This is a genomic window from Actinocrispum wychmicini (genome assembly GCF_004345645.1).
In the GTDB taxonomy this organism is placed as follows: domain Bacteria; phylum Actinomycetota; class Actinomycetes; order Mycobacteriales; family Pseudonocardiaceae; genus Kibdelosporangium; species Kibdelosporangium wychmicini.
In genome coordinates this window covers 73,479-94,739 of record NZ_SLWS01000011.1, presented here as the reverse complement: position 1 = coordinate 94,739, position 21,261 = coordinate 73,479, and the positions used below count along the sequence as shown (strand labels likewise).

The 21,261-nt window shown below is 70.5% G+C and carries 19 protein-coding genes; 6 read left to right on the top strand and 13 right to left on the bottom strand.

Features of this window, described 5'->3' with window-relative positions:
• The first annotated feature begins 69 nt into the window (after positions 1 to 69).
• Together EV192_RS39895 and EV192_RS39890 are read left to right on the top strand one after the other, a co-directional pair.
• Positions 70 to 1,068, top strand: a complete 999-nt coding sequence (locus tag EV192_RS39895) for a radical SAM protein (RefSeq protein WP_132123862.1) — start codon at positions 70 to 72, stop codon at positions 1,066 to 1,068.
• Positions 1,069 to 1,071: 3 nt separating this feature from the next.
• A complete protein-coding gene (locus EV192_RS39890) occupies positions 1,072 to 1,284 on the top strand; it encodes a radical SAM-modified peptide, FtsH ternary system-associated (protein ID WP_132123861.1) in 213 nt (70 codons plus the stop codon).
• 6 nt (positions 1,285 to 1,290) lie between these two features.
• Here EV192_RS39890 and EV192_RS39885 read toward each other — a convergent pair whose 3' ends face one another.
• From EV192_RS39885 to EV192_RS39825, 13 genes are read right to left on the bottom strand one after another with little or no spacing between them, the layout of a single operon-like run.
• Positions 1,291 to 4,317 carry a WD40 repeat domain-containing protein gene (locus EV192_RS39885; protein ID WP_132123860.1) on the bottom strand — a complete coding sequence of 1,009 codons (3,027 nt, stop codon included), beginning with the start codon at positions 4,315 to 4,317 and terminating at the stop codon, positions 1,291 to 1,293.
• Complete coding sequence (locus EV192_RS39880; protein WP_132123859.1) at positions 4,314 to 5,864, bottom strand: hypothetical protein; 1,551 nt, start codon at positions 5,862 to 5,864, stop codon at positions 4,314 to 4,316. The genes EV192_RS39885 and EV192_RS39880 overlap by 4 nt, the downstream gene beginning before the upstream one ends.
• Positions 5,864 to 6,520: a hypothetical protein gene (locus tag EV192_RS39875; RefSeq protein WP_132123858.1), complete on the bottom strand. Its 657-nt coding sequence runs from the start codon at positions 6,518 to 6,520 to the stop codon at positions 5,864 to 5,866. Before EV192_RS39875 ends, EV192_RS39880 begins: the two co-directional genes overlap by 1 nt.
• Entirely contained in the window at positions 6,517 to 6,789 is a 273-nt protein-coding gene (locus EV192_RS39870) for a hypothetical protein (protein ID WP_132123857.1), read from the bottom strand. The genes EV192_RS39875 and EV192_RS39870 overlap by 4 nt, the downstream gene beginning before the upstream one ends.
• Positions 6,790 to 6,791: 2 nt before the next feature.
• Positions 6,792 to 7,583 carry a hypothetical protein gene (locus tag EV192_RS39865; RefSeq protein ID WP_132123856.1) on the bottom strand — a complete coding sequence of 264 codons (792 nt, stop codon included), beginning with the start codon at positions 7,581 to 7,583 and terminating at the stop codon, positions 6,792 to 6,794.
• A 12-nt stretch (positions 7,584 to 7,595) separates the two neighbouring features.
• On the bottom strand, positions 7,596 to 8,747 hold the full coding sequence (locus EV192_RS39860) for an AAA family ATPase (RefSeq protein ID WP_165960873.1): 1,152 nt from the start codon (positions 8,745 to 8,747) through the stop codon (positions 7,596 to 7,598).
• Complete coding sequence (locus tag EV192_RS39855) at positions 8,744 to 10,579, bottom strand: ATP-binding protein (RefSeq protein ID WP_243727369.1); 1,836 nt, start codon at positions 10,577 to 10,579, stop codon at positions 8,744 to 8,746. Before EV192_RS39855 ends, EV192_RS39860 begins: the two co-directional genes overlap by 4 nt.
• The gene (locus tag EV192_RS39850; RefSeq protein ID WP_132123854.1) at positions 10,576 to 11,403 is read right to left on the bottom strand and encodes a hypothetical protein; all 828 of its coding nucleotides are present in this window, start codon (positions 11,401 to 11,403) and stop codon (positions 10,576 to 10,578) included. The genes EV192_RS39855 and EV192_RS39850 overlap by 4 nt, the downstream gene beginning before the upstream one ends.
• Entirely contained in the window at positions 11,354 to 12,418 is a 1,065-nt protein-coding gene (locus tag EV192_RS39845) for a JAB N-terminal domain-containing protein (RefSeq protein WP_132123853.1), read from the bottom strand. Before EV192_RS39845 ends, EV192_RS39850 begins: the two co-directional genes overlap by 50 nt.
• Positions 12,408 to 13,910: an effector-associated domain EAD1-containing protein gene (locus tag EV192_RS39840; RefSeq protein WP_132123852.1), complete on the bottom strand. Its 1,503-nt coding sequence runs from the start codon at positions 13,908 to 13,910 to the stop codon at positions 12,408 to 12,410. The genes EV192_RS39845 and EV192_RS39840 overlap by 11 nt, the downstream gene beginning before the upstream one ends.
• On the bottom strand, positions 13,910 to 14,893 hold the full coding sequence (locus EV192_RS39835) for a HesA/MoeB/ThiF family protein (RefSeq protein ID WP_132123851.1): 984 nt from the start codon (positions 14,891 to 14,893) through the stop codon (positions 13,910 to 13,912). The genes EV192_RS39840 and EV192_RS39835 overlap by 1 nt, the downstream gene beginning before the upstream one ends.
• Before the next feature lie 3 nt (positions 14,894 to 14,896).
• Positions 14,897 to 15,463, bottom strand: a complete 567-nt coding sequence (locus EV192_RS39830) for a hypothetical protein (RefSeq protein WP_132123850.1) — start codon at positions 15,461 to 15,463, stop codon at positions 14,897 to 14,899.
• Positions 15,460 to 16,293, bottom strand: coding sequence for an effector-associated domain EAD1-containing protein (locus EV192_RS39825; RefSeq protein WP_165960872.1), 834 nt, complete (start codon positions 16,291 to 16,293; stop codon positions 15,460 to 15,462). Before EV192_RS39825 ends, EV192_RS39830 begins: the two co-directional genes overlap by 4 nt.
• A 205-nt stretch (positions 16,294 to 16,498) precedes the next feature.
• On the opposite strand from EV192_RS39825, the gene EV192_RS39820 reads away from it, so the two are divergent.
• From EV192_RS39820 to EV192_RS39805, 4 genes are read left to right on the top strand one after another with little or no spacing between them, the layout of a single operon-like run.
• Positions 16,499 to 17,539, top strand: a complete 1,041-nt coding sequence (locus EV192_RS39820; RefSeq protein ID WP_132123848.1) for a protein kinase family protein — start codon at positions 16,499 to 16,501, stop codon at positions 17,537 to 17,539.
• Positions 17,536 to 18,594 carry a hypothetical protein gene (locus tag EV192_RS39815; protein ID WP_132123847.1) on the top strand — a complete coding sequence of 353 codons (1,059 nt, stop codon included), beginning with the start codon at positions 17,536 to 17,538 and terminating at the stop codon, positions 18,592 to 18,594. The genes EV192_RS39820 and EV192_RS39815 overlap by 4 nt, the downstream gene beginning before the upstream one ends.
• Positions 18,591 to 20,228, top strand: coding sequence for a hypothetical protein (locus EV192_RS39810; protein WP_132123846.1), 1,638 nt, complete (start codon positions 18,591 to 18,593; stop codon positions 20,226 to 20,228). The genes EV192_RS39815 and EV192_RS39810 overlap by 4 nt, the downstream gene beginning before the upstream one ends.
• Positions 20,225 to 21,244 carry a hypothetical protein gene (locus EV192_RS39805; RefSeq protein WP_132123845.1) on the top strand — a complete coding sequence of 340 codons (1,020 nt, stop codon included), beginning with the start codon at positions 20,225 to 20,227 and terminating at the stop codon, positions 21,242 to 21,244. The genes EV192_RS39810 and EV192_RS39805 overlap by 4 nt, the downstream gene beginning before the upstream one ends.
• Positions 21,245 to 21,261 lie beyond the last annotated feature (17 nt).

Genomic DNA, 21,261 nt, shown 5'->3' with positions numbered 1-21,261 from the left:
CCCGATCCACGACGGATTCGACAACGCAATATCGCCGGCGGGAACGGCTCAGCGGGTAGAATCCGCGCGGTGGAATGGGTGCCGGCGGTGCTCGGCGAGGTCACTGAACGAGGCGTGCGGTGTCGTCTCTGTCCCCATCACTGTGTACTCGGCCATGGGCAGGTCGGCGCGTGCAAGGTGCGGCGCGGTTCGGCGGACGGCGGGTTGGAGACGGCGACGTTCGCGTCGTCCGTCGCGCATGTGGACACCGTGGAGCGCAAGCCTTTCTTTCACTACCGCCCAGGGACTTCCACGGTCACCCTGGCCGCTCCGGGGTGTTCGTTCCGGTGTGACTACTGCGTCAACTTCCGGATCTCGCAGTACGGTCGGGACGACGAGTCGGTGTGGAACGCGAACGCGGTCGACCCCGCGGACATCGTCGGCCAAGCCGCGGCGATGGGCGGGAACGTGGCGTTGTCCTACACCGAGCCTTCGTTGGCGCCTGAACTGACGCTCGAACTGGCGCGCCTCGGTCGGGACGTGGGTGTCGAGATTGTCTGGAAGAGCAACGGTTTTCTCACTCCTGAAGCGGTGGCCCTGACAGCGCCCGCGGTCGCCGCGGTGAACATCGACCTCAAGGGCGTGGACGAGCAGTCCCACCGGCGGCTCACCGGGGGATCCGTGCGGCCCGTCATCGAGACCATCGGGCTTTTCCGGGAGCACGGCACGTGGGTGGAGGTGTCGACGCCGATCATCCCCGGCGTGACCGAGCCTGCGCGCGTTGCCGACGTACTCGCCGGTATCAGCACCGAAATCCCTTGGCATTTGGTGCGATTCACCCCCGCGTACCGGATGCGCGACGAGGATCCGACGTCGCCCGACGACATCGCCGACGCGGTCGCCGCAGGTCGGGCGGCCGGGTTGAAGTACGTCTACGTCGAACGGGCCCTCGGCGACGACGGCCGGGCCACCCGGTGCCCGAAGTGCGGTTCCACAGTGCTGAGCCGGGGAGTATGGTCGTTGCGGGAGAACAGGATCGTCGCCGGACGGTGCCCGGACTGCGGTACCGCGATCGAAGGGCGTTGGTAAGGCGTGAGCGAGTTCCGGTTCGTCGAGCACCTGCCCGACCTCATCCAGCCGGAGGACTACCCGAACCACCCGGACGGACGGCTGGTCCGGATGCGCATCTCGGTCGGCAAGGACGGCGTGGAGATCCTCGGTGACGCCTTCCGGCCCGAGGTCCTCGAAGAGATCCTCAACCGGCTCGGCCCGGACGACGACATCGAGCAGATGCTCTGCGGCTGACCGAAACTACGTGCGGTCGGTGAGGACCGCGCCGATCACCTCGTGGATCTCCGCCGGGCCCGCCGCCGGCGCCAGCACATGGGTTCGCGGCGCGGGGTCGCCGGTCGGCAGCCCCGGATAGTGCACCCGGATGACGTGCAGGCCGGGGCGGGTGGGGCAGTCCAGGTACGGGTGGGTCAACACCACCAGCCGGGGCAGTCCACCGAGGACGTCGCTGAGCTGCGCGGCGGCTGTCCCGGCGGCGGCCAGGGCCGCCGGCAGGTTCGGGCGTTCCACACTGCCGCCGGCCCACAAATGGACGAGATCCGCCATCTCGGCCAGGAACGTGACATCCGCGGATCCGAGCAACACCAACGCGCACCGGCGACGTTGCCGGATCGCCATGCCGGCGAGGAGATTGGCGACGATCCGCAAGGTCACGCCGACCGTGCCGAACGCGGCCGCGGTGTCGTCGACGACCAGCACCACCGGCTGTGCCTCCACGGCGAGTCCGCCCTGCCGGGTCCGGAAGAGCAGTTCGTCGCGGGACATCTTGGCGGCCAACACTTCGCGCGGCGACGCGAGCTGGGAAGGCAGCAGCGACGGCAGTTCCCCGTGCCGGGCGATGCCGGCCCGGGTGTCGCCCACGCCGTGGCCCTGGGACCTGCCGTCGGCGCGGAGCATGGATCGCAGGCCAAGCAGACGTTGTTGGCGCGGCGCCAACGACCAGCCGCCGAAGCTCTGACTGCGCACCCGGGCGAGCACGTCCGGCGCGGCCGCCACCGCGTCCGGACCGAGCAGTGTCGCGAGGACGATCACGGAGTCGTCGATCCGGTCGAGTTCGACCAACAGCGCGGCCATCGGCGGTTCGTACGCCTGCGAAACCGTTGACACGCCTTCCATCGCCTGCTCGACCGCGGCGTGCAGCTCCTCCTGGGTGGCCTGGTCGGGCGGCAGCGTGTCCTCGGCCGCGGGCAGTCCGGCGGCGACGAGCACGGCGAGACCGACGACGGCGTCGGCGGGCCAACGCAACCCGCGCAGCATCGTCACACCGGGATGCCGGGAGAGTTCGTCGAGACGTCCCGCGTCTTGGCCGAGCAGCAACGAAAACAGGTCGACGAGGACAGGGACACTGACCATCGTGCCCACAGCGGCGGTGGCGGCCACGAGCGCGGGCAGCTGTTGAGGAGGCACACGCTCGCCAGTGGCTCGCGCTGGGAGCGTGATGGTCCAGCTGACCACCGTGCCTTCGTCGTGGACGACGGCGAACCGCCCGTCGGCAGCCCAGCACACGCCGACCACCGGCTTACGGCCGTCCGGCGCCGGCGGAATGGTCATCACGGTCTGACCGCGTTGGACGTCCCACAAGTCCACGGCGCCGATCGGCCGTGGGGCGGGAACGGCGAGCAGACGCGAGTCCGGCGACCAGGCCAGCACCTCGCCGCTCCACGGCCCGGACGGGATCGTCGGCTGCTCGGCCCGCCAGGTGGCGGTGTTCCACATTGCGACAGGTCCGTCCGAGCGGGCCAACGCGAGATACCCGCCGTCCGGCGAGAAGGCCAGCACACCGCTGCGGCGGGACGCGCCGACGTCCAGCCGTCGAAGCCGCTCAAGGCTTTCGCCGTCCCACACCAGCACGCCGTTCGCGGTCGGCGCGGCCAGCAGTGTCCCGTCCGGTGACCAGCACGGGTCGCCTGTCCGGTCCGGCACCGGGACGTTTCGCGCTCTACGCTCCCCCAGCAGATCGACGACGGCCAGGTCGCGCCGGTTCGGTACAGCCACCGCCATCCCGCACGACGACAAGGAAGCCGCACCAGTCCCCCGGACGGTGATGACCTGTGTGCCGGTCGTGCCGTCCAACACGACGATCTCGTCGCCTGCCGTACCCACCGCGACGTATCCCGCTCCGGTGGCCATCGGCCCGGTCCCGACCTCCGCCTTCCACAGCTTGCCGCCGTCCCCGGTGAACCGGTGGACCCGGCCGCTGTTCGTGGCATGCCGGTACCAGCCGTCGTCGGCCCAGGCGAAGCCCGACTTCCGGGCGACCGTGGTGGGCACGGGCGCGGGTGGCGGCTCCTCCGGTGTCCCGCCGGCCGACCGCGCGACCCCGGCCGCCCAGCGGCGAAGCGTGACGGTCCGGTGCTGGTCCCGGGCGGGACGTTGGGTGTCTGGCAACGTGTACAGCCCGACCGAATCGGGCCCGGCCCGGACCGCGACCAGGCCGGTGTCGTTCACGTGCAGGCACGCGGCTTCGATGACCGCGGCGGCCTGGGCACCGGCTGTCACGTCCGGCCGGTGCAGCCGCCGGTCGAGCAACTCGACCGAGCCGTCCGGCATGCCCACCAGCAGGGTCGCCCCGGTCCGGCTGACCCCCAGTCCGGTCGGCCGGCCGCGGGTGGCCAGCGGCGGCGCGCTGTCCGCGCGGGTCGCCGCGCTCAGCGCCCGGACCTCGGCCAGCCCCATCACCATGATCAGGTCGCCGTCCGGGGTCCACACCAGCCGCAGCGGGTGGATGTCCCCGACGTGCATCGACGAGATCATCACCTCGTTCGCCGGCTCCCACAGCTGCAACGACCGGGGCTTGGCCACGCACAGCTCGTTCGTGGTCGGCCGCCAGGCCAGCGCGGTCACCGGATCCCCGCCGCCGCGCAACCGGAGCACCCGTCCGGTATCCTGTTGCCAGAGCAGCACGATGCCTTCCTGGGTGCCCACGGCCAGGGTCGGCTCGATCGTCGACAGCGCGGTCGCGGTGATGTCAGTGCGCCCCGCCAGCTCGTCGGGCAGTGGCCGGTCCGCCCCGCTGAACGCGTCAAGCAGGCCGAGACGGGCGTCGGCCACCAGGGTGACCGTGTCGCCACCGCCGCTCCACACCGCCTCGACCGGGAACTCGGCCATCGCCGCCCACGGCCGCGACCAGCCGAGCTGCCCGCTCGCCGCGTCCCACATCTGGACCGCGCCGGCACCGACGGTCAACACGCTGGTGCCGTCCGGGGAGACGCGGACACAGCGGCACTGCGGCACCGGCAATGAGGCGATCCGCGTCAGCGCGGTCATCGTTCGGCGTCCGCGGCCAGTTCGTACAGTCGTGCGGCGAGTGCCGGCTGGCCCGCCTCCCAGTACTTCCGGGCCGCCTCCGCCAGCTTGCCCTGCTGTTCCAGCTGGAACCCCTCGGTGTACAGGCCCTCCTGCTCGGTGGACGGGACGTCGCCAGAGATGTCCGGCGGCTCGGTCCGGGCGTCCGCCGCGTCGACGTGCACCAGCACGGCCTTGGCGGCGGCCGACAGCGGTTCCGCCGCGGGATCGGCGTCGACCGTGGGGCCCAGCCACAGCGCCCAAACCGGAACAGTGCTCCGCAACGACAGCCGGTGCGCCTCACCGGCCTGCAGGACCACGACCGACTGGTCGTCCACGGCGAACAGCCGAGCCCTGGCCGGCGCGGGCAACGCCGGCTTGAGCCGGTAACCCGCCTCCTGGTACAGCGCGCCCGGCCCCAGCCGGTGCAACGGCACGCCGAACGGGATGTCCGACACGGCTCGCCCCGGTTCGGCGTACAGGTGCCGGTCCGGGCCCAGCACGAGGAAGGCACGCTCGGCCGCGGGATGCCCGGTGAGGAAACGCCGCAGTGGCGCCAGATCCTCATCCCTGAGCAGCAGCGCGTCGGCCGGGTGCGGCTGGTCGTCCCGGACCAGCGACACCTCGATCCCCAGGTCGGCGGGCAACCGGCCGGGCGGCGGGGCCGGCGGCGGCCGCAGCGCGCTGCTCGCCCGCAGCGGCGGCACGTACTCGGTGCTGCGCTCGGTGACCTGCCACGCGCCGAGATCCCCGGCCAGCAGCCACTCCTGGCCGTCAGGCACCCAGCGGGCAAGTTCCGTGTCGAGCAACGGCAACGTCAGACGCTGGTCGATCAGCAGCTGCCCACCACTGAGCCGGCACACGACCGTGTTCGGCAGTCCGGTCAGCGCCGACGTGAACGCCTTGGGCACGGCCCGGCCCCGGCCGGTCACCCGGAGCAGGACCGCGTGCCAGTGCTGCGGGTGCGGCACGAACAACGCGTTGAGCCGCACGGTCGCCACCCGGATGTCCAAATCGGACGACTGGAACCGGTCGATGATCCAGCGGGCCAGCGAACCGGTCGTCACCACCACGACCTCCGGCTGCTCCGGCACGCCGGCGCCGGGCACCACCCCGGCGGCCAGCTCCACCCAGGACACCGGCGGCCACGCCTGCACCATGTCCCAGCTGTGCCGGAACCCGCGCGGGGACACCAGGTTGGGGCCGTCCGGCAGGTTCACCAAGCCGCCGAGCGCCCAGCTCAGCTGGACGTCCGCCGGCCGGTACCCGGGTACGACCACCCAGATCCCCCGGTCCGGGGCACGCAACGCCTGCGGATGCCGGCGGGCGCCGTCCTCCCGGACCGCGGCGAGGAACGTCAGCGCGTCCGCGGGGCTGTCGAACCGGACCGCGAACGCGGTCTTCGGGGCCGGTGTCGGCGTGGCCTCCTGCGGCGGGGGCGGCGCCGTGGACTCGTCCAGCGGGGTGATGTGGAACGGGTTGCCGGGCGGTGGTTCCTCCGGCCGGTTCCTGTTGCGGAACAGTGCCATCACAGATCCCGTTCCGGCACGCCGGCGGTGCCGCCCAACGCCGACCGGGCCCACTCGCGCCACCGAGCCGTGACACCTCGCACGCGACACCGGTACGCCGCCGCGAAGACCTGCGCCGCCAGGTCCGGCCGGCCGAGATGGTCGGCGGCCTGCACCGCCCACCGCACCAGCTTGTCCTGCTCGCTGGCCGGGGTGACCTCGGCCAACTCCCGCTCGACCGCCCGCAGCGCGGTGACCAGCGATTCCGGCCGCCGCTCCAGCGCCGCACAGAGCGCGACCGTCAAGCGGAGCCGCAGTTCCTCACCTCGGCCGGCCGGCTTGATCCGGGTCACCAGCCGGTGCGTCCGCTGCGGCTGGCGGGCGTCGACCGCGAGGATCCACGCGGCTTCCAAGGGCCGGCCGGCCTCCCGCCACAGCTCCGCCGCGTCCTCCGGCCGGCCGAGGGCCAGCAGGCACGCTGCCGCGTCCCCGGTCCGGCCGGCCCGCCGGTAACAGTCAGCGGCCTTGGCCTCCTCGCCCGCGGCCCGCCACAGCTCCGCCGCCGCGACCGGCTCACCCGCGCGATCCCGGCACCTGGCGGCGTCCGCCGGCCGCCCGGCCTGCTCGAAGCAAAGCGCCGCCTGGGCGAGCATGTGCAGCCGTGCGGTCGTCGTCATTCGTTGGCTTTCTCCCGCTCCCGGTGCTGGTCCCCAGCCGATGGCAGCAGGTCACCCGGCTGATAGACGAGCGGCGGCGTGTCCCCGGCCAGGGCGTCGGTCACCTGCTCGGGTGCGGGCCGTCGTTCCACCACTTTGCCGACCTCGTGGGCGATCCGGTCGTGCACCTTGTCGTGCTCCGGCTCCACCGCGGTACTGATGTCCTCGATCAGGAACTGCTCCACTTCACCGGTCTCGGCGTTCACCCGGAACCTCACTTTGACGCGCATGGTCACCGCTCCAGTTCGAACTCGATCGCGATGACGCCGTCTTCCTCGCTGACCTGCAGGTTCTGGCCGTACTGGGCCGCGTACTCCTGCAACGCCGCCGAGTAGCCGGCCGCCACCAGCTGGAAGATGCCCTTCAACGTCTCCGCCTGGACCTGCTCCAACTGCTCGCCGGCGCGCACGTCCAGGCCGGTCTGCAGCTCCTGGGCCTGCGTCGTCAGCTTGTGCTCGGCGGACAGTTTGGCCTGCTCGGTCGCCTCGCGCTGACGTTTCTTCAGCTCGTGTTTGGCCTTGTCCTCGGCTTTCTGCTTCAAGCTCGCGGTGCGCTGCTCGGCCAGCTCGGTCAGCTTGGCGTCGGCCGCCTTCTCCGCCTGCCGCTTCGCGTGTTCCTCGGTGATACCGCCGAAGCCGTCGGCGTAGTACGTGCCGATTCCCTCGGCGGTGACCTCGTCGACCACCTCGCCTTCGGCGACCAGCTTCGCCGTGCCGACCGCCTCGATCGCGACGCTCAGCCGCACCACGATCTCCAGCTCGCCGGTGTCCGGCCGGTACGCCACGTGACCGCCCGGGACCTCCCGGCGGTACTCGCCGTCGGTCAGCTCCCAGTCCGGCGACGACCGCATGGCCTGCTCGAACGCCCGGCGCGCCGGCTCCGGCAGGTAGTCGCTGATCAACTGGGTCATCCGCGCCTCGGAGCTGACGTCACCACGGGCCGTCGCGGCCTGCTTGATCTCCGTCCGCCACGCCTCGGCGATCTTGCGGGTGGCCTGGACCCGCACCCTTCTGGGGTTGCACATGGACTCCTCCTTTCAGGAGTGTTGGTCGAGCAGCATGGAGACCCGGTCCCGCCACTCACGGATGAGCTTGTGCGCGGTGTGCACGGCCGGGTGATGGGTCCGTGCCTCGGTCAGCAGTTCGTTGACCGCGCGGATGGCCGCGACGACCGTGCCGCGTGGGACCATCCCCTGCCGGTCGAGCACTCGCCTGGCCTCGCGTTCGGCCAGTGCCACCAGATGCTCCGGGCTGCGGCCAGGCGCCAGCGGCTCACCGCCGTCGGCCGTCACCCGCTCGTTGACCGTGTCCCGGACCAGGGGCGCGTCCGACTGCACGGTCCACAGATGCGCGATCGGCCACAGGTCCCGGGGCCGGGCCGTGCCGTCCTCACGCAGCAGGGCGGCGGCCGCGACCAGCTTCTGTGCCCGCACGATCCGGCGGTCCGACAGCGTCACCCCCTGGGCGAGCAGTTCGCCGACCAGGTCGGCCAGGATCCCGCGGACCGGATCGATGTCCACCTCCCGGACGCTGTCGGACAACGCCCGCAGGTCCTCCATCAGCAGCACAGGCGGCTCACCGCCAGGCGGCACGCGCGCCCGTTCGTGCTCCCAGCCACGGGTCAGCAGGTCGGCCAGCTGGGCGGACGCGACCGACTCCACCTCCAGCCGCAACAGGAACCGGTCGCTGAACGCCTGCAGCCCAGGATCGTCCGGCAGTTCGCTCGACGCACCGAACACGCTGATCAACGGCGTGCGCTCGGTCTGCGAGCCGTTGTGGAACCGCCGTTCGTTGATCAACGACAGCAACGTGTTCAGGATGGCGCCGCTGCCCTGGAACACCTCGTCCAGGAACACCACCTCGGCCGACGGCAGCATGTCCTCGGTCTTCACCCGGTAGCTGCCCGCCTGGAACAGCTCGAAGTCCAGCGGCCCGAAGATCTCCGACGGCTCGGTGAACCGGGTCAGCAGGTAGCTGAACCGGCGGGCCTGGATCAGGCCGGCGAACCGGGTGATCAACTCGGTCTTGGCGGTGCCCGGCGGCCCGATCAGCAGCACGTGCTCGCGCGCCACCACGGCGAGGACGAGCAGCGCCACCGCCTGTGCCCGGCCGACGAACCGCGCGTCCAGGTCACGCCGGACGGTCTGCAGGCCACGGATGGTTCGCAGCTGACGATCACTGGGCTTCACTGGCGTCCCGCCTTGCTTTGCCGTTGTCCTCGCCTGGCCCGCTGGTAGTGCCCGACCAGTTCGCCGAGCCGGTCCGCGTCCGCCGCGACACCCTGGCGCCACCGGCCGACGAACGCGTCCCGGAACAGCGCGCGGATCTCGTCGCCGTTCCACTTGTCCGTGGCGTCGATCAGCGGCTCGACCAGGCCGGTCACGTCGATGTCGAACCGCCTGGCGTGCACCTGGATGATGCCGCGCCGCGCCTCCGGGTCAGGCAGTCCGATGTGGAAGCTCTGGAACCGGCTGGGCCGCAGCAACGCCCGGTCGATGATCTCCAGCCGGTTGGTGGTGCCGATCACGAGCATCTGCACGTCCGGCCGGAACCCGTCCATCTCGGTCAGGATCTGCGCCACCATCGCGTTGCCGGCGCGGCTGCCGCCGTCGTCGGACGAGCTGCGGCTGGCGGCGATCGAGTCGAACTCGTCGAACACGATCACCGCGGGCGCGTTGCGTCTGGCCTCCGCGAACAGCTCCCGGATCTTGCGTTCGCTCTCGCCGACGTACTTGTTGGTCACCTCAGGTCCGGACACCACCTGGATGGTGGCCTCCATCAGGTTGGCGATCGCCTTGGCGAACAAGGTCTTCCCGGTCCCCGGCTCGCCGTGGAAGATGAAGCCGCGCGGGATCAGCTCGCCGCGCAGCTCCCGGTACTGCTCGGGCAGCGACCGCGCCGACGACATCACGTCGAGCGCCCGCAGGATCTCGTCCTTGACGTCCCGGTACCCGCCGATGTCGTCGAAGCTGACCGTCGGGATCTCGAAACTGCTCGACGCCTGGGCCTTGAACTTCCGGATGTTGTCCTGTAGGTCCTTCACCGTGACGTCGGCGCGGCCCTCGGTCTCCTCGTAGGCGTACCTGATCGCCTGCCGCAGCCGCACCGGGTTGAGGCCCGCGACGTACTTGTACAGGTCGATCTTGTCGATCCCGGCGAACCGCTCCGCCTCGGCCACGGTGACCAGCGCCTGGTCGATCGGCTGCCGGCTGCCGTCCCGCGGGTGCCGGACCGCGCGCGGACTGCCCTCGATCGCGATCCGGACCGCGAACCGCGCGGCCAGCACCTCCGGCAGCTGCAACGACGGGTCGCTGAACCCCAGCAGGACGGCGTTCTCCGTGCTGTACAACAGATCGACCAGGTCCCGGGTCTCGTTGGCCAGCCCGGCGTCCGACCCGCCGCCGAGCAGGTCGAGCTGGGTGATCACCACGACCTGCCCGGCGGTGATGTCCTGCAACAGATCCCGCAGCTGCGCCAGCAGGCGCTGCCGAAGACTCGTGGTCCCCTGCTGGCGCATGTCGATCGGCGGCTCGGCCCGTTCCTCCGGCGACGTGGGCACGGCCAGCAGCCGCGCCTCCTGTCCGCCGGCCACCACGATGTGCTCGGCCAGGTGCGGTACGACGATCTTCTCGCACGACACGAGCACAGACAGGCCCGCCCGCAGGAACGACGCGGCGTCCTGGACGTATATGTCGTACGCGATCCGGGTCGCGTCCCCTTCGGTGATCGACTCCGGGCGCTCCGGCTCGGCGACCGGCTCCGGCACCGCTGATCCGTGCGTGATGACCTGAGAAGTGCCGTCCACGAAGTAGATCCGGGAGCCCTCCGGCAGGTGCTCGGCCGCCAGCCGGTCGACGTCCACCGCGCTCATCGGCAGCGCCGCCACCTCGTCCGACAACGGTGTGGTCAGGGCAAGTCCGGCTTCGGCCAGCGCGGTGCCGAACGGCATGGTCGCGGGCTGTCCACTGTAGTGGGTGATCTGCTGGACGTCGTGGTAGACGATCTCAAGTCGAGTAGTCATGCCGCTTCCCGTGACTGCACGCGCCGGAACAGGTTGGTGCCGACCCGGCGCCGCTCCAGCGCGGTCCGGCCGCGGATCAGGTCCGGTTCGGCGGCCTCCAGCTCGGCCAGTGCCCGCCACCACGCCGCGGTGGGCAGCGCGGGGTCGTCCGGGCCGGCGCCGAGCACGTGCCGCCAGGCGATCCGGGCGCGGATCTCGTGCTCCCGCCCGTAATGCAGGAGCGCGGTCTCGTAGACGTCGACCACGAAGTCCGGGTCCTCGTGCCGGGTGTACGCGAGGCACTCCCCGCGCCACTGGGACTGCTCCGGCGAGTCCGACGGCATGGCGAACCGCAACACGATCATGGCTCGGGCCGTCGGGTCCGTGCGTAACCGGTCGAGCAGGCTCTCACAGCTGGCCGTTGTTCGTGGACCGGGCCGGTCCAGCACACCGGTCAACGGCGAGAGGTCCCGCAGCTGATCACCGAGATGCGGCAACAGCTTGACCGCGGGCGCGACAACTCCGTGGAACGCAAGGAGATCCGCGACCCGCGTCGGCGGTCGCAGCACGCCCAACAGCGCTCGGGCACGCTCATGCCGGAACGCGCCGACCGCAGCGGCCACGACTGCGGCGCCGGCACTCGGCGGACGCTTGTCGCCCAGCACAGGCGGTTCCAGCCTCAGCCGGGCCGCGGTGACCGAGGCCAGCCGGCCGACCAGCCGCAGCGACTCGGCGTCCGGGGCGGCCAGATCCTCGCCATCCGCCAGATCGCCTTCGGGCATCGCGTCGGTCATGTCACTCGCCGCCCAGCTCAGGATGTGCCGGGCGGTATCCGCCGCTGTCATCGGAGATCCACAGGTCGTACTCCTGGAGGTCCTTGTCGCCCCGGCCGAAGAACCGCAGCAGCCGGTCCCGCTTTCGGATGTTGATCAACGCCGCCACCTGCCACGGCCGTTGGAACGTCGCCAGGTGCAGGTCCTCGTCGATGGAGGACAACCCCATGTCGATGCCCACCCCGAGCAGGTGCGTGTGGTACCAGCCGACCAGTTTCTCGGCCTGGCCGCGCTCCTCGATCAGCCGGTGCACGGCCAGGAAGGACTCGCCGGTGAACGTGAAGTGGATCATCCCCGCGCCGGACCGGTGGGCCGGTGTCACATGGGTGATCTCCACCAGGTGCGTCCGCTCGTCCGCCTTGGCCACCCGGCCGAGCAGGAAACCGCCTTCCTCCATGGTGGTCGCCAACGGCATGTCCTTGAGCAGCTGCTGGTGGATCTTGGCCGGCATCAGCACGTTCACCCGGTCCAGCTGATCCGGGTCAAGGCCCAGGTCCGCCGGCTGGACCAGCTGTTCGTCCTGGTCCTCGATCTGGGTGACCTCGAACGGCTGGTGCCTGTCCTTGCGGGGATCCACGTCCATCGACCCCTCGATCACCGGCTCGGGCCGGCCGCTGAGCCGGGTGAGCTGCTCGGCGATCTTGTCGCCCAGCACGATGAGCGCGGTCACCCGCCGCTGCCGCAACCGGAACGACCAGTGCCGCTCGCCCGGCCGCACCTGGCGCAGCTCGTCGGCCAGCACCGGGCCCACCAGGTCCACGGTCGGCAGCCGCACCTCCTGCGCGGTCTTCCCGTCCTGGATCAGCCGCAGCACACAGTTCCCGTCCCGGGCCACCAGGTTGCGCACCTCGGGCGGACCCGGATGCGTCCCGCCCGCCTCGGCCTCCTCCAGGGTCAGTTCGATCTTGCCCCGCCTGGCCATATCGCCGAACGTCCGCAGCGCGGCCCGGCGCAGCACCGAGGCGAAGTCGTACCGGCAGTACGGCTCCTTGTCCCTGGCGCGGAAGACCTCCAGGTCAACTTCCATGGTTGCCCCGCGCCATGTGCTCGGCCAACGGGCTCAGCCACAACGCCGGCGCGATCGGCTTCTCGTCCTCCCGTTGGGTGGTCTGGCGCATCGGCGGCCCGCCGATCGACTGGATCAGCTCCTGGCCGGGCTCGGTCCGGGCCCACAGCGCGGCCGGCGGGTCCGGGTACGTGGGCGCGTCCACCACGTCGTAGTTGCGGTACGTGCCGATGTCGATCAGCAGCTGGCAGAGCCACCCGAAGTCGAGATCGGGCCGGTAGCCGTCCATCAGCGGGCCGAGGCAGACCGTGCCCGGGTACACCCCCGGCTGCGGCAGCCGCCAGATGTTCGGGTGGAACACCGGCGTCCGCCAGATCACGTACGGCGCGACAACTGGGAACATCTCCCGCAGGTGCATGGTGAAGCGGTGGAAGTTGATCTCCACCGGCCGCAGCTCCGCCCAGTTCAACGCCCGGTAGTCCTGGATGCTGATGTTCTCGGAGCCGGCCAGGAAGTCGGTGAGGTTCTCCGGCGGCGCCAGGCCCGGCCCCTCGAGCTCGAACGTGATCCGGTCCGGCAGGTCCTCGTTGTCGTACTCGACGATCTCGAACGCCGGGTGGCCCAGCGCGAACCGGCGGATCTGCGCGCGCATCCGCATCTGCGCCTCCAGCCGCAGCTCGGGCGAGATGTTCCCGGCCACCGCCTTGATGCCGACGTGCATCTTGTCCTTGTCCTTGACGTTGTTCTCGTGCAACGTCTTCTCCGGGTCCAACCGCTCCGGCCCCTCGTCGGTCACCGCGTCGATCACCGTGCTGATCGGACCGCCCGACCGTTCGTTCGTCGCCCGCGTCTGCGCCACGATCGCCGCGGCGATGTCCTCGGGGGTCGTGGTCGCCGGCACCGACTGCAGCAGGTACGGCGTGGTGTCCGGGCCGAACACGGTGAGCTGGCTGTAGAGGTACGGCCGGAACTTGTACTTCGCGTAGCTCACCTTGATCTTCGAGCCGGCCGTGAACGTCTCGACCATCTCCTGGATCTGCTGCTGCAGCTTGCCCGCGCCGCTGCCCGGATCCGGGATCTCCACCGAACACTGCTGTTTGGACACGTACAGCAGTTCGGCCGTCTCGGAGCCCAACTGGTCCCGGATCACCTGCAGGAACTCGTCCGGCAGGTCGGCGCCGACCAGCGTCAGCGTGTGGCACGGCCCGTCCGGGGACACCCCCACCGGCGCCGCGGTCGCGGGCGGCTCGGTCCCGGTCCACTTCGCGTGCATGGCCTGCATCTCGAGGTTGCCCTGGAACGTGCCGGCGGTCTGGGCGATCAGCTGCGGCAGCGTGTCGGCCGGGCCGAGCCCCAACTCCATCTGCTGGATGACCGACGTCCAGAACGAGCTCGCGTCCCCGAACGGCGGCAGCACGTGCGGCGGGTAGCCGGCCCGGATCAGGACCGCCTTCGCTGTCGTCTCGTCGAAGTACAGCTTCGCCATCAGCTCGGCGACTTCCGGATGCTTCATCAGCCAAGCGCTTCTTTCTCGAGTTCCAGGTACCTGACGTCGGCCGGTGGCCGGACCACCGGGAGGATCTCCCCAGGCGGCACCCCGAGGTCGGCGAGTGTCGCGTTAGGACTGGCGGCCCGCAGCGAGGTCGAGCCGAGCGGGTCGACCGACTGCCAGACCAGCGGCTGCTCCTCCGGTCGGACGAGGGCGAGCACGTCCGCGACGGTGGCGCCGGTGTCCAGGCCGGCGCGGGTGATCCGGTCGGGATCCAGCCGCCGGTGGCACGGGCATTCGGGATCACGGCGCAGGAGGACCGGGCGGCTCTCGCCGGTCAACGGATCCAGCCGGACCGCGCCGGCGTCGACCGGCAGGCCGAACAGGATCCGGACGGCCAGGGTCGCCTGCCACGCCGCGGTCAGCGCGGACACCGGGGCGGACGCGCCGGCCAGCCGGGGCGGATCGGCGCACGCCACATGCCACGCGGACAGGGCGCGTTCGCCCGCCGGGACTCCGCAGGCGAAACACGTGCCGCCGGTCGGGTGGTAGCGGACCTCACCGCCCCACGGATGCGTGCCGGCGTCCAGCATGCCGGCCTCGACGAGATTGCACCTGCTGGCCAACGCGATCCGGTCGGTGACACTGTCCAGGCAGCTCAGCACCAGATCCGCGGACCGCAGTTCGGCGAGCCCGACCCCGTGCCGGAAGTCCGCGACCCGAGCGGTCACCGCCAGCTTCGGCTCGCGGGCCTGCAACGCGTCCGCCACCACCGTGGCCTTCGGCCGGCCGACGTCGTCGGGGCCGTAACCGGTGCCACGGCTGAGGTTCGACTCCGCCACCGAGTCCGGGTCGCACACCAGCAGCCGGCCCACCCCGGCCTGGGCGAGCAGGCGCGCGACCTCGGAGCCGACCGCGCCGACCCCGATGATCACGGCGGACGCGTCGGTCAACGCCTGCTGGCTCCAGTCGGGGATCAGGGTGTGCCTGTCGTACCGTTCGGTCACCCGTCACCGCACCTTCTGGAAGCTGGTCGGGCAGCGCGACAACGGTCCGTTGGCGATCCAGGCGTCGTAACAGTCGTTGCCCCGGCCCGGATCGCGGTGCACACCGAGCCGGCACTTCGGGTCCTCCGGGCTGCACGGGCAGAACACGGCCAGCTCGTACGGCCGGAAGGTCTTGCTGCAGAACGCGCAGTGCAGCCGTGGCCGGACATCCACCAGCAACTCGTGGCCGGGCTGCAGGCGTTCGGCGTGGGTCCCGGTCGGTGACGGGTTGGCCTGGTCGAGCGCCTCGTGGAAGACCTGGGCGCGGGCGTCGTCAGCGGCTTCGCCGTCGCTCTGCACCGCGTGCGAGCACGGCAACGCCGTGCTGTGGTGGCGTATCACCAGGGGCGGGCCGTACTGGACGAAGACCGGGTCGCCCTGCCGGAACGTGTGACCGCACTCCTCGCAGAAGTCGGCGAGCCAGACCGAGTCGGTGGTCGTCACCGCCATGCCGTCCACCCCGGTGTTGACCGGGTCACGGCCGCGGCGGCGGCCCCGCTCGAACCGCCGGACCAGATCGTCGTCGCTCATGCCGGGCTCCCCGCGAAGGACACGAAATGCAGACCGGACGTGTCGCAGCCGGCGAGGCCCGCTTCGGCGTGCCCGGCGTCGTACGCCTTCGGCACGGCCAGGCCGGCGTTGACCGCGGTGTAGAAGCCCCGCGCGAAGGCGAGCGCGCAGTCGTCCCTGATCGCGGTGGTCGAGCCGGCCACCGCCGCGGTCGCGCCACGGAACGCTTCCGCGTTCGCGCCCGTGAAACAGGAGTTCAGGACGACGCAGTCCAGCGGCTTGGCCGTGACGGCCTTGATCGCCCGCGCCATGTTCTCCAGGCCGACCCGGGCGGCGCCGCCCCGGTCGTCCTCGAACACCAGCCGGCCGTCCGCCGTCCCGTGCCCGCCGAAGTGGAGGATCCGGGGTTGGCCGTGGATGACCGCGTTGAGGATGTCGGTGACCCGGACGGCGTGCCGCATGGTCACCGCCACCCCGGCCAGATCGTTGATCTCGCCGAGCAGCCGGGCCTCCCGGTCGATCCGGATCTTCGAGCCGCGCAGCGGATCCGCGAACAGGCACAGCACCGCCACCGGCCCGGCCGGCCCAGCCACTTTCGCGAGCAGCTCCGCTGCCTGCGCGTTTCCGGGATGGTCGCGAACGGCGGCGGCCAGCAGCCGGCCGATACCATTCGCAACGATACCGCTGCTCAGCCGGAGCACCACGTCCGGCCAGAACGTCGCGCCGGACCGGAACTCGGGAATCTGCGCCGGCCGGTATCCGATTCCGATGAGCAGCGCCCGTGCGTTCGGTCCGTCGAAGTACAGATCCTGCATGAGGTCCATGACCTCGTTGTTCACATTGTCCGGCATGGTGTCAGCGCTCCACAAAGGATGGTGTCCAGTTGTTGTCAACAATCGCTGGAGAGTGGACAGCCGAAGGCTTATTTGTTGCTCTCGACCAGGCTGAACACCGATTTGGTACACATTCACCATCCAATGGGGACACCATTCAAGCGTACTCAATAGCCTTGTATCCTGAAACACCAACCGTCGGGTCGACGAACGAGGATGGTCGATGGCCGAAGAGAAGATCGAACTCGTGCCATACCATGCACACACGGTCGCACCGACGCTCTATACGATCGACTTCAACGGAAGTCAACGGCAGGCTTCCGGTATCCGGTACCGACTCGGTCACAATGTCTCCGACGGTCCGGTGGCGCACAAGATCGCGGTCGACAAAGCAGCCGCGGAACGACGTCTGCGGCGCGAGCTCGAAGTCGCTCAATTCCTGGAGACACGCGGCGGCGAACTGCTGTCCAAATGTCTGAGATACAACTTCGACAGCTCGCCGGTGTCGACCGTGGTCAGCTACCGCGGCCGGCCGCTGGCGGACCTGGCCAGGGACCCGGCGGGCTGGCCGCTCGCCCACCCGGTCCGCCGGAAGATCATCACCGACCTGCTGCAGGCGGTCGAGCTGCTGCGCGTCTCCAGCATCGTGCACGGCGCCATCAGCATGGACACCCTGCACTGGGACGGGTCCAGCCTGCAGATCGTCGACTTCGGACAAGCCGCGTTGTCCGGGGAGTACCCCGACGGCCGCCGAGCGCACCACGGCGACGACGTCGTGGCCGCCGGGCGCGTCATCTACCACGTCCATGTGGGACAGCCGCCGCCCGACGACCGCGCGGCGTTACGCCGGCAGATCGAGGAGGTACAGGACATCGAACTGCGAGACCTGTTGCTGCGCCGGGATCTCGTGGCCGGCGCCGACATCGACTACGTCTTCGCGCCCGACCCGGGACAGCGGCCCACCACGCGTGACCTGCTCAACCGGCTGGACCGGCGGCCGCACGGCGTGCAGTGGCAGCAGCTGCTCGGCAAGGAGGAAGCGGTCCGCGACGAGTTCCGGGGCCTGCGCGGGCGCCAGGCCCGCTTCCGCGCCGACTACACCGCCTGGGCGAACATGCCCCGCAACGCCGGCCGGCAAGCCACCACCTGGGCTTCCCTGCCCCGCCCGACATCTTCGAGATCGAGCGGGGAGATCGCGGCCGTCGTGATCGGCGCGGTCGGCGTGATCGTCGCCCTCATCGTGATTCTGGCGGTGCTGCTGTGACGGCCGTCCACTGCCCGATCTGCCACCGGCGGATCAACTGGACGGCCACGCAGCCGTACCGGATGGACGAGAACGGCGTGTTCGAGCTGCTCGTGCGTGATCCGTTGGAGAGCGAGGAGTCCTGGCGGGACAGGCTGATCACGTCCTACCGGCCGTGCGGCGAGGCCGGTCCGCTCGGCCAGCACATGCTGCCCTACGACTACGGCGACTACACGCCGGTCACCATCGGCATGATCGGCCACGCCAAGGCCGGCAAGACCCACCTGCTGGCCGCGATGATCTCCCGGCTGTGCTCCAACGACACCGCGCTGGCCGGGCTGGGCCTCCGGGTCGGTCCGCTGGACCTGGCCATCCACCAGCGGTACGTCACCAACTACGTCACGCCGTTGATCACGCACCGGTTGCGGCTCCCCCAGACACGCGCCAACGCCGTCGTGGAGTTCTGCGACGCGCTCAAGGTCACCAACGCGCACAACCAGTCGTTCGCGGTGACGTTCTTCGACCTCGCCGGCGAGCGGCTGGTCCAGCCGAACGACGACGAAGTGCGGTTCTACGCCTCGGCGGACGCGTTGGTGTTCGTCGTCGACCCGGAGTCCCTGCCCAGCCGGCCGGGACAGCACGTGCCCGGGGACGCGAGCTTCGACGTGGCGTTGCGGCGGCTGGACTCCAGGCCGCGGCCGGCGGGACCGTCGTTCCTGCCTGTGGCCGCCGCCGTCGTGGTGGCCAAGGCCGACCTGGTCCGGTTCGAGGACGCGACGGTCGGCGACTGGCTCGCGCGAGGGAGCGGCGAGGAGGAGGTCGCGCTGGGCACGGTCGAGCACGAGAGCGAGGACGTGTACACGTATCTGACCCGACGCGGTGCCAGGCAATGGTTGCGGCCCGCGCAGGAGTGCTACCGCAGCACCCTGCATTTCGCCTCCGCGACCAACGGTCCCGCCACCGACAACACGTTCCGGGGCGCGTTCCGGCAGTGCCGGGTGCTCAAGCCGCTGCTGTCGGTGTTCGCCATGACCGGGATCCTCGACGACCGGCTGCTGGGCGGGGGAACGACATGAACCAGGCCGTCCACCAGATCCGGTACGACTGGTCACCGTCCACATTGCTCGGTACGCGGGGGATGGGCCCGGTGCGCACCACCCTGTCCGAGAACGGGCTGGGGAGCTGGGACCGGCACCTGCGGGACCACGTGTGGGCGGTCGGGCCGGACCCGGCGTTCACCTTCGTCGCGCACAGCGGCATCGGCGCGTTGGTCCGGAAGGTGACCACGGTCGGCGACGACGGACGGCAGGGATCGGCCGCGCACGTGCTGCTGTGCCGGGAACTGTCGGCGCAGCACGCGTTGGGGCTCGCGTCGTGGACCGGCTGGGACACGCTCGACCCGGACGTGTTGTCGTGGTCCGCGCTGGCACCCGCCGCCGACCGGGGCGTCCGGGACCTGCGGTGCCGGGCGCAGTCCCTGCCGCCGGAGCGGCTCGCCAGCCTGTTCGCCCAGGTCCTGGGCGGGCCTGGGGAGGGGTACACGGTGATCGGCGAGGCCGACCCGCTGGCGGTCACGTGCGCGCTCGGCGACCTGATCGGGCGTACCCCGACGTTCGCCAGCGACGAGGCCGACGACAGCGGACGCCACCTGCCGACCGTGGTCTTCCTACGCCAGGCACCGGTCTCCGTCACCGCCGCGGCCCGCCGCCGGCTCGTGCACACAGCCAGCAGCCCGGAACCCATCGTCGCGGGCTTCGCCGTCGCGGCCGTCGACGCCTACACGGCTGACGGCGTGGACGGCGTCGCCCACGTTCAACGAGCCGAACCGCCGGTCACCGCTGAGGGGGCGCGGGCCTGGGCGGATGCCGCGCAGTTCGCCCCTGGTGTTCTCGCCGACCTGGCCCGGCTGCCTAGGCTCCGCCGTGAGGTGTTGGCCAATCTGGTTCGGCCGGAGGCACTTGAGCGGATACGGGCGGTGGCTGGCGGTGCCTCGGCGCGTGATCTCGGCAACGCGTTGGATCGGCGCCTGCCTGACCAGGTCCTGTCGATCCTCGTCGACGAGGCCGCTCGCAGGGTGTTCATCGCGCCGACGGACCGCGAGTTGCTGAAGCGGCTCGCCGCGGTCGGTCCGCTGCCGCTGGACCTAGTGGCCCGGCACGCGCCGCGGGACCTGGACCGGGTCGCGAACGTCGCGCGTGCCCTGCTTTCCATGCACGACGGGAGAGTTCTGCTGGAACGGATCGCGGCGGCCCAGCCGTACGCCGACGTGGTCCGGTGGATCGACGACCGGGCGGCCGCCGACCCGGACAACGCGCGAACCGTATACGGCGCTTTGTGTTCGCGTACCAAGGTGTCCATTCAGGACGTACGGGTGCTGATGGCGTGTGGTGTGCTGATCGACGCCGTACGCCAGTTCGCCGACACCGAACAGCAGGTCTCCGGTCATCTTGTGGCACTCCTGGGGGCGCTGCCCAAGCGCACGCTCGGTCTCGACGCCGTCGTGGAGCTCGCGGCGCGGGCGGATCCTGTGCTGCTGCACGCGCTTGACGCGGTCCTGACCGATCCGGTCAAGCGAGAGGTGATCCACCGCCAGATCCGGCTCGCCTACTACCACGCCCACCATCTCGACGAGCCCGCCACCACCGCCAAAGGCAACGGGTTGCGGTCGCTCGTGTTCCGTCGCCCCACCGACCACCGGAAGCAGACGTGACGCGACTACTGAGTGACATCTCGAAGGACCTGCACAAACTCGCCCGAGGCGACTCCCCCGGCGAGAAGGCCCTGCGCGACCTGGCCGTCACGCTGACCCGGACGAACCGGGCCGAGCTGGCAGGTGTGGACCTGGCCAAGAACTACGACCCCGCGGTCATGCTGCCGGAGGACGCGCCGTGGCTGCGTCGGTTGGCCGGCGGCCTGGAGCTGTTCCGGGACCTGTTGATCTTCGTGCCGATCATCTACACCTGGTTCAAGATCTCCGACGCCCTGGTGGCGTACAACAGTTATCAGGGCACCGCGCCGTTCATGCTGGCCTGGCAGCAGGGTTTCGACAACGGTACCGAGCCGCTGTCGGCGTCCGCCACGGTCGTGGCCGTGGTCGTGCTGGCGGTCATCGGACTGACCCTGATCGCCCACATGGTCCGTGGCCGGTACGGCTTGAGAGTCCAAAAGCGACAGCAGGAGCTCGCGGTGCTGCTCGGCGAGGCGTCCGTTCGGCTGGCCCGGGTGCCGTTGACCGACGTCTCCGTGACCGACCTCGGCACGATCGGAACCCAGGTCGCGACCAGCTCCCAGCTGTTGCGGACCGCGCTCGAGAAGAGCAGCAAGGACATCACGGCGGCGGTGAACACCAACCCCGGCAGCAAGCTGCACGACATGTTCGAGAAATGGACAGCCGCCGCCGAGGAGCTGACCAAACTGGGCGCACGCCTGGCAAGCACCCAGGAATCCGTCGACCAGTTACGGGCCGTGCAGACCGCGTTGACCGGGATGGCCACCCAGATCGGCGAGGAAACCAAGCGCTTGCTCACCGCACTGGAAACCGAACGTACCCTGTCCAGGCACGAGGCGCACGCCCACCACGAACTCGCCACCGAAGTCAGCCAGTCCACCAAGCTGCTGGGCGAGTCCCTGAAAGGCCTGAACGAACGCGCCGAACAGTTCAACGAACTGATCCTGCGGCTCAGGCACGTGGTGACCCACATGGACTCGAGCAACGGCTACCAATGACAAACCAGAACCGTTCG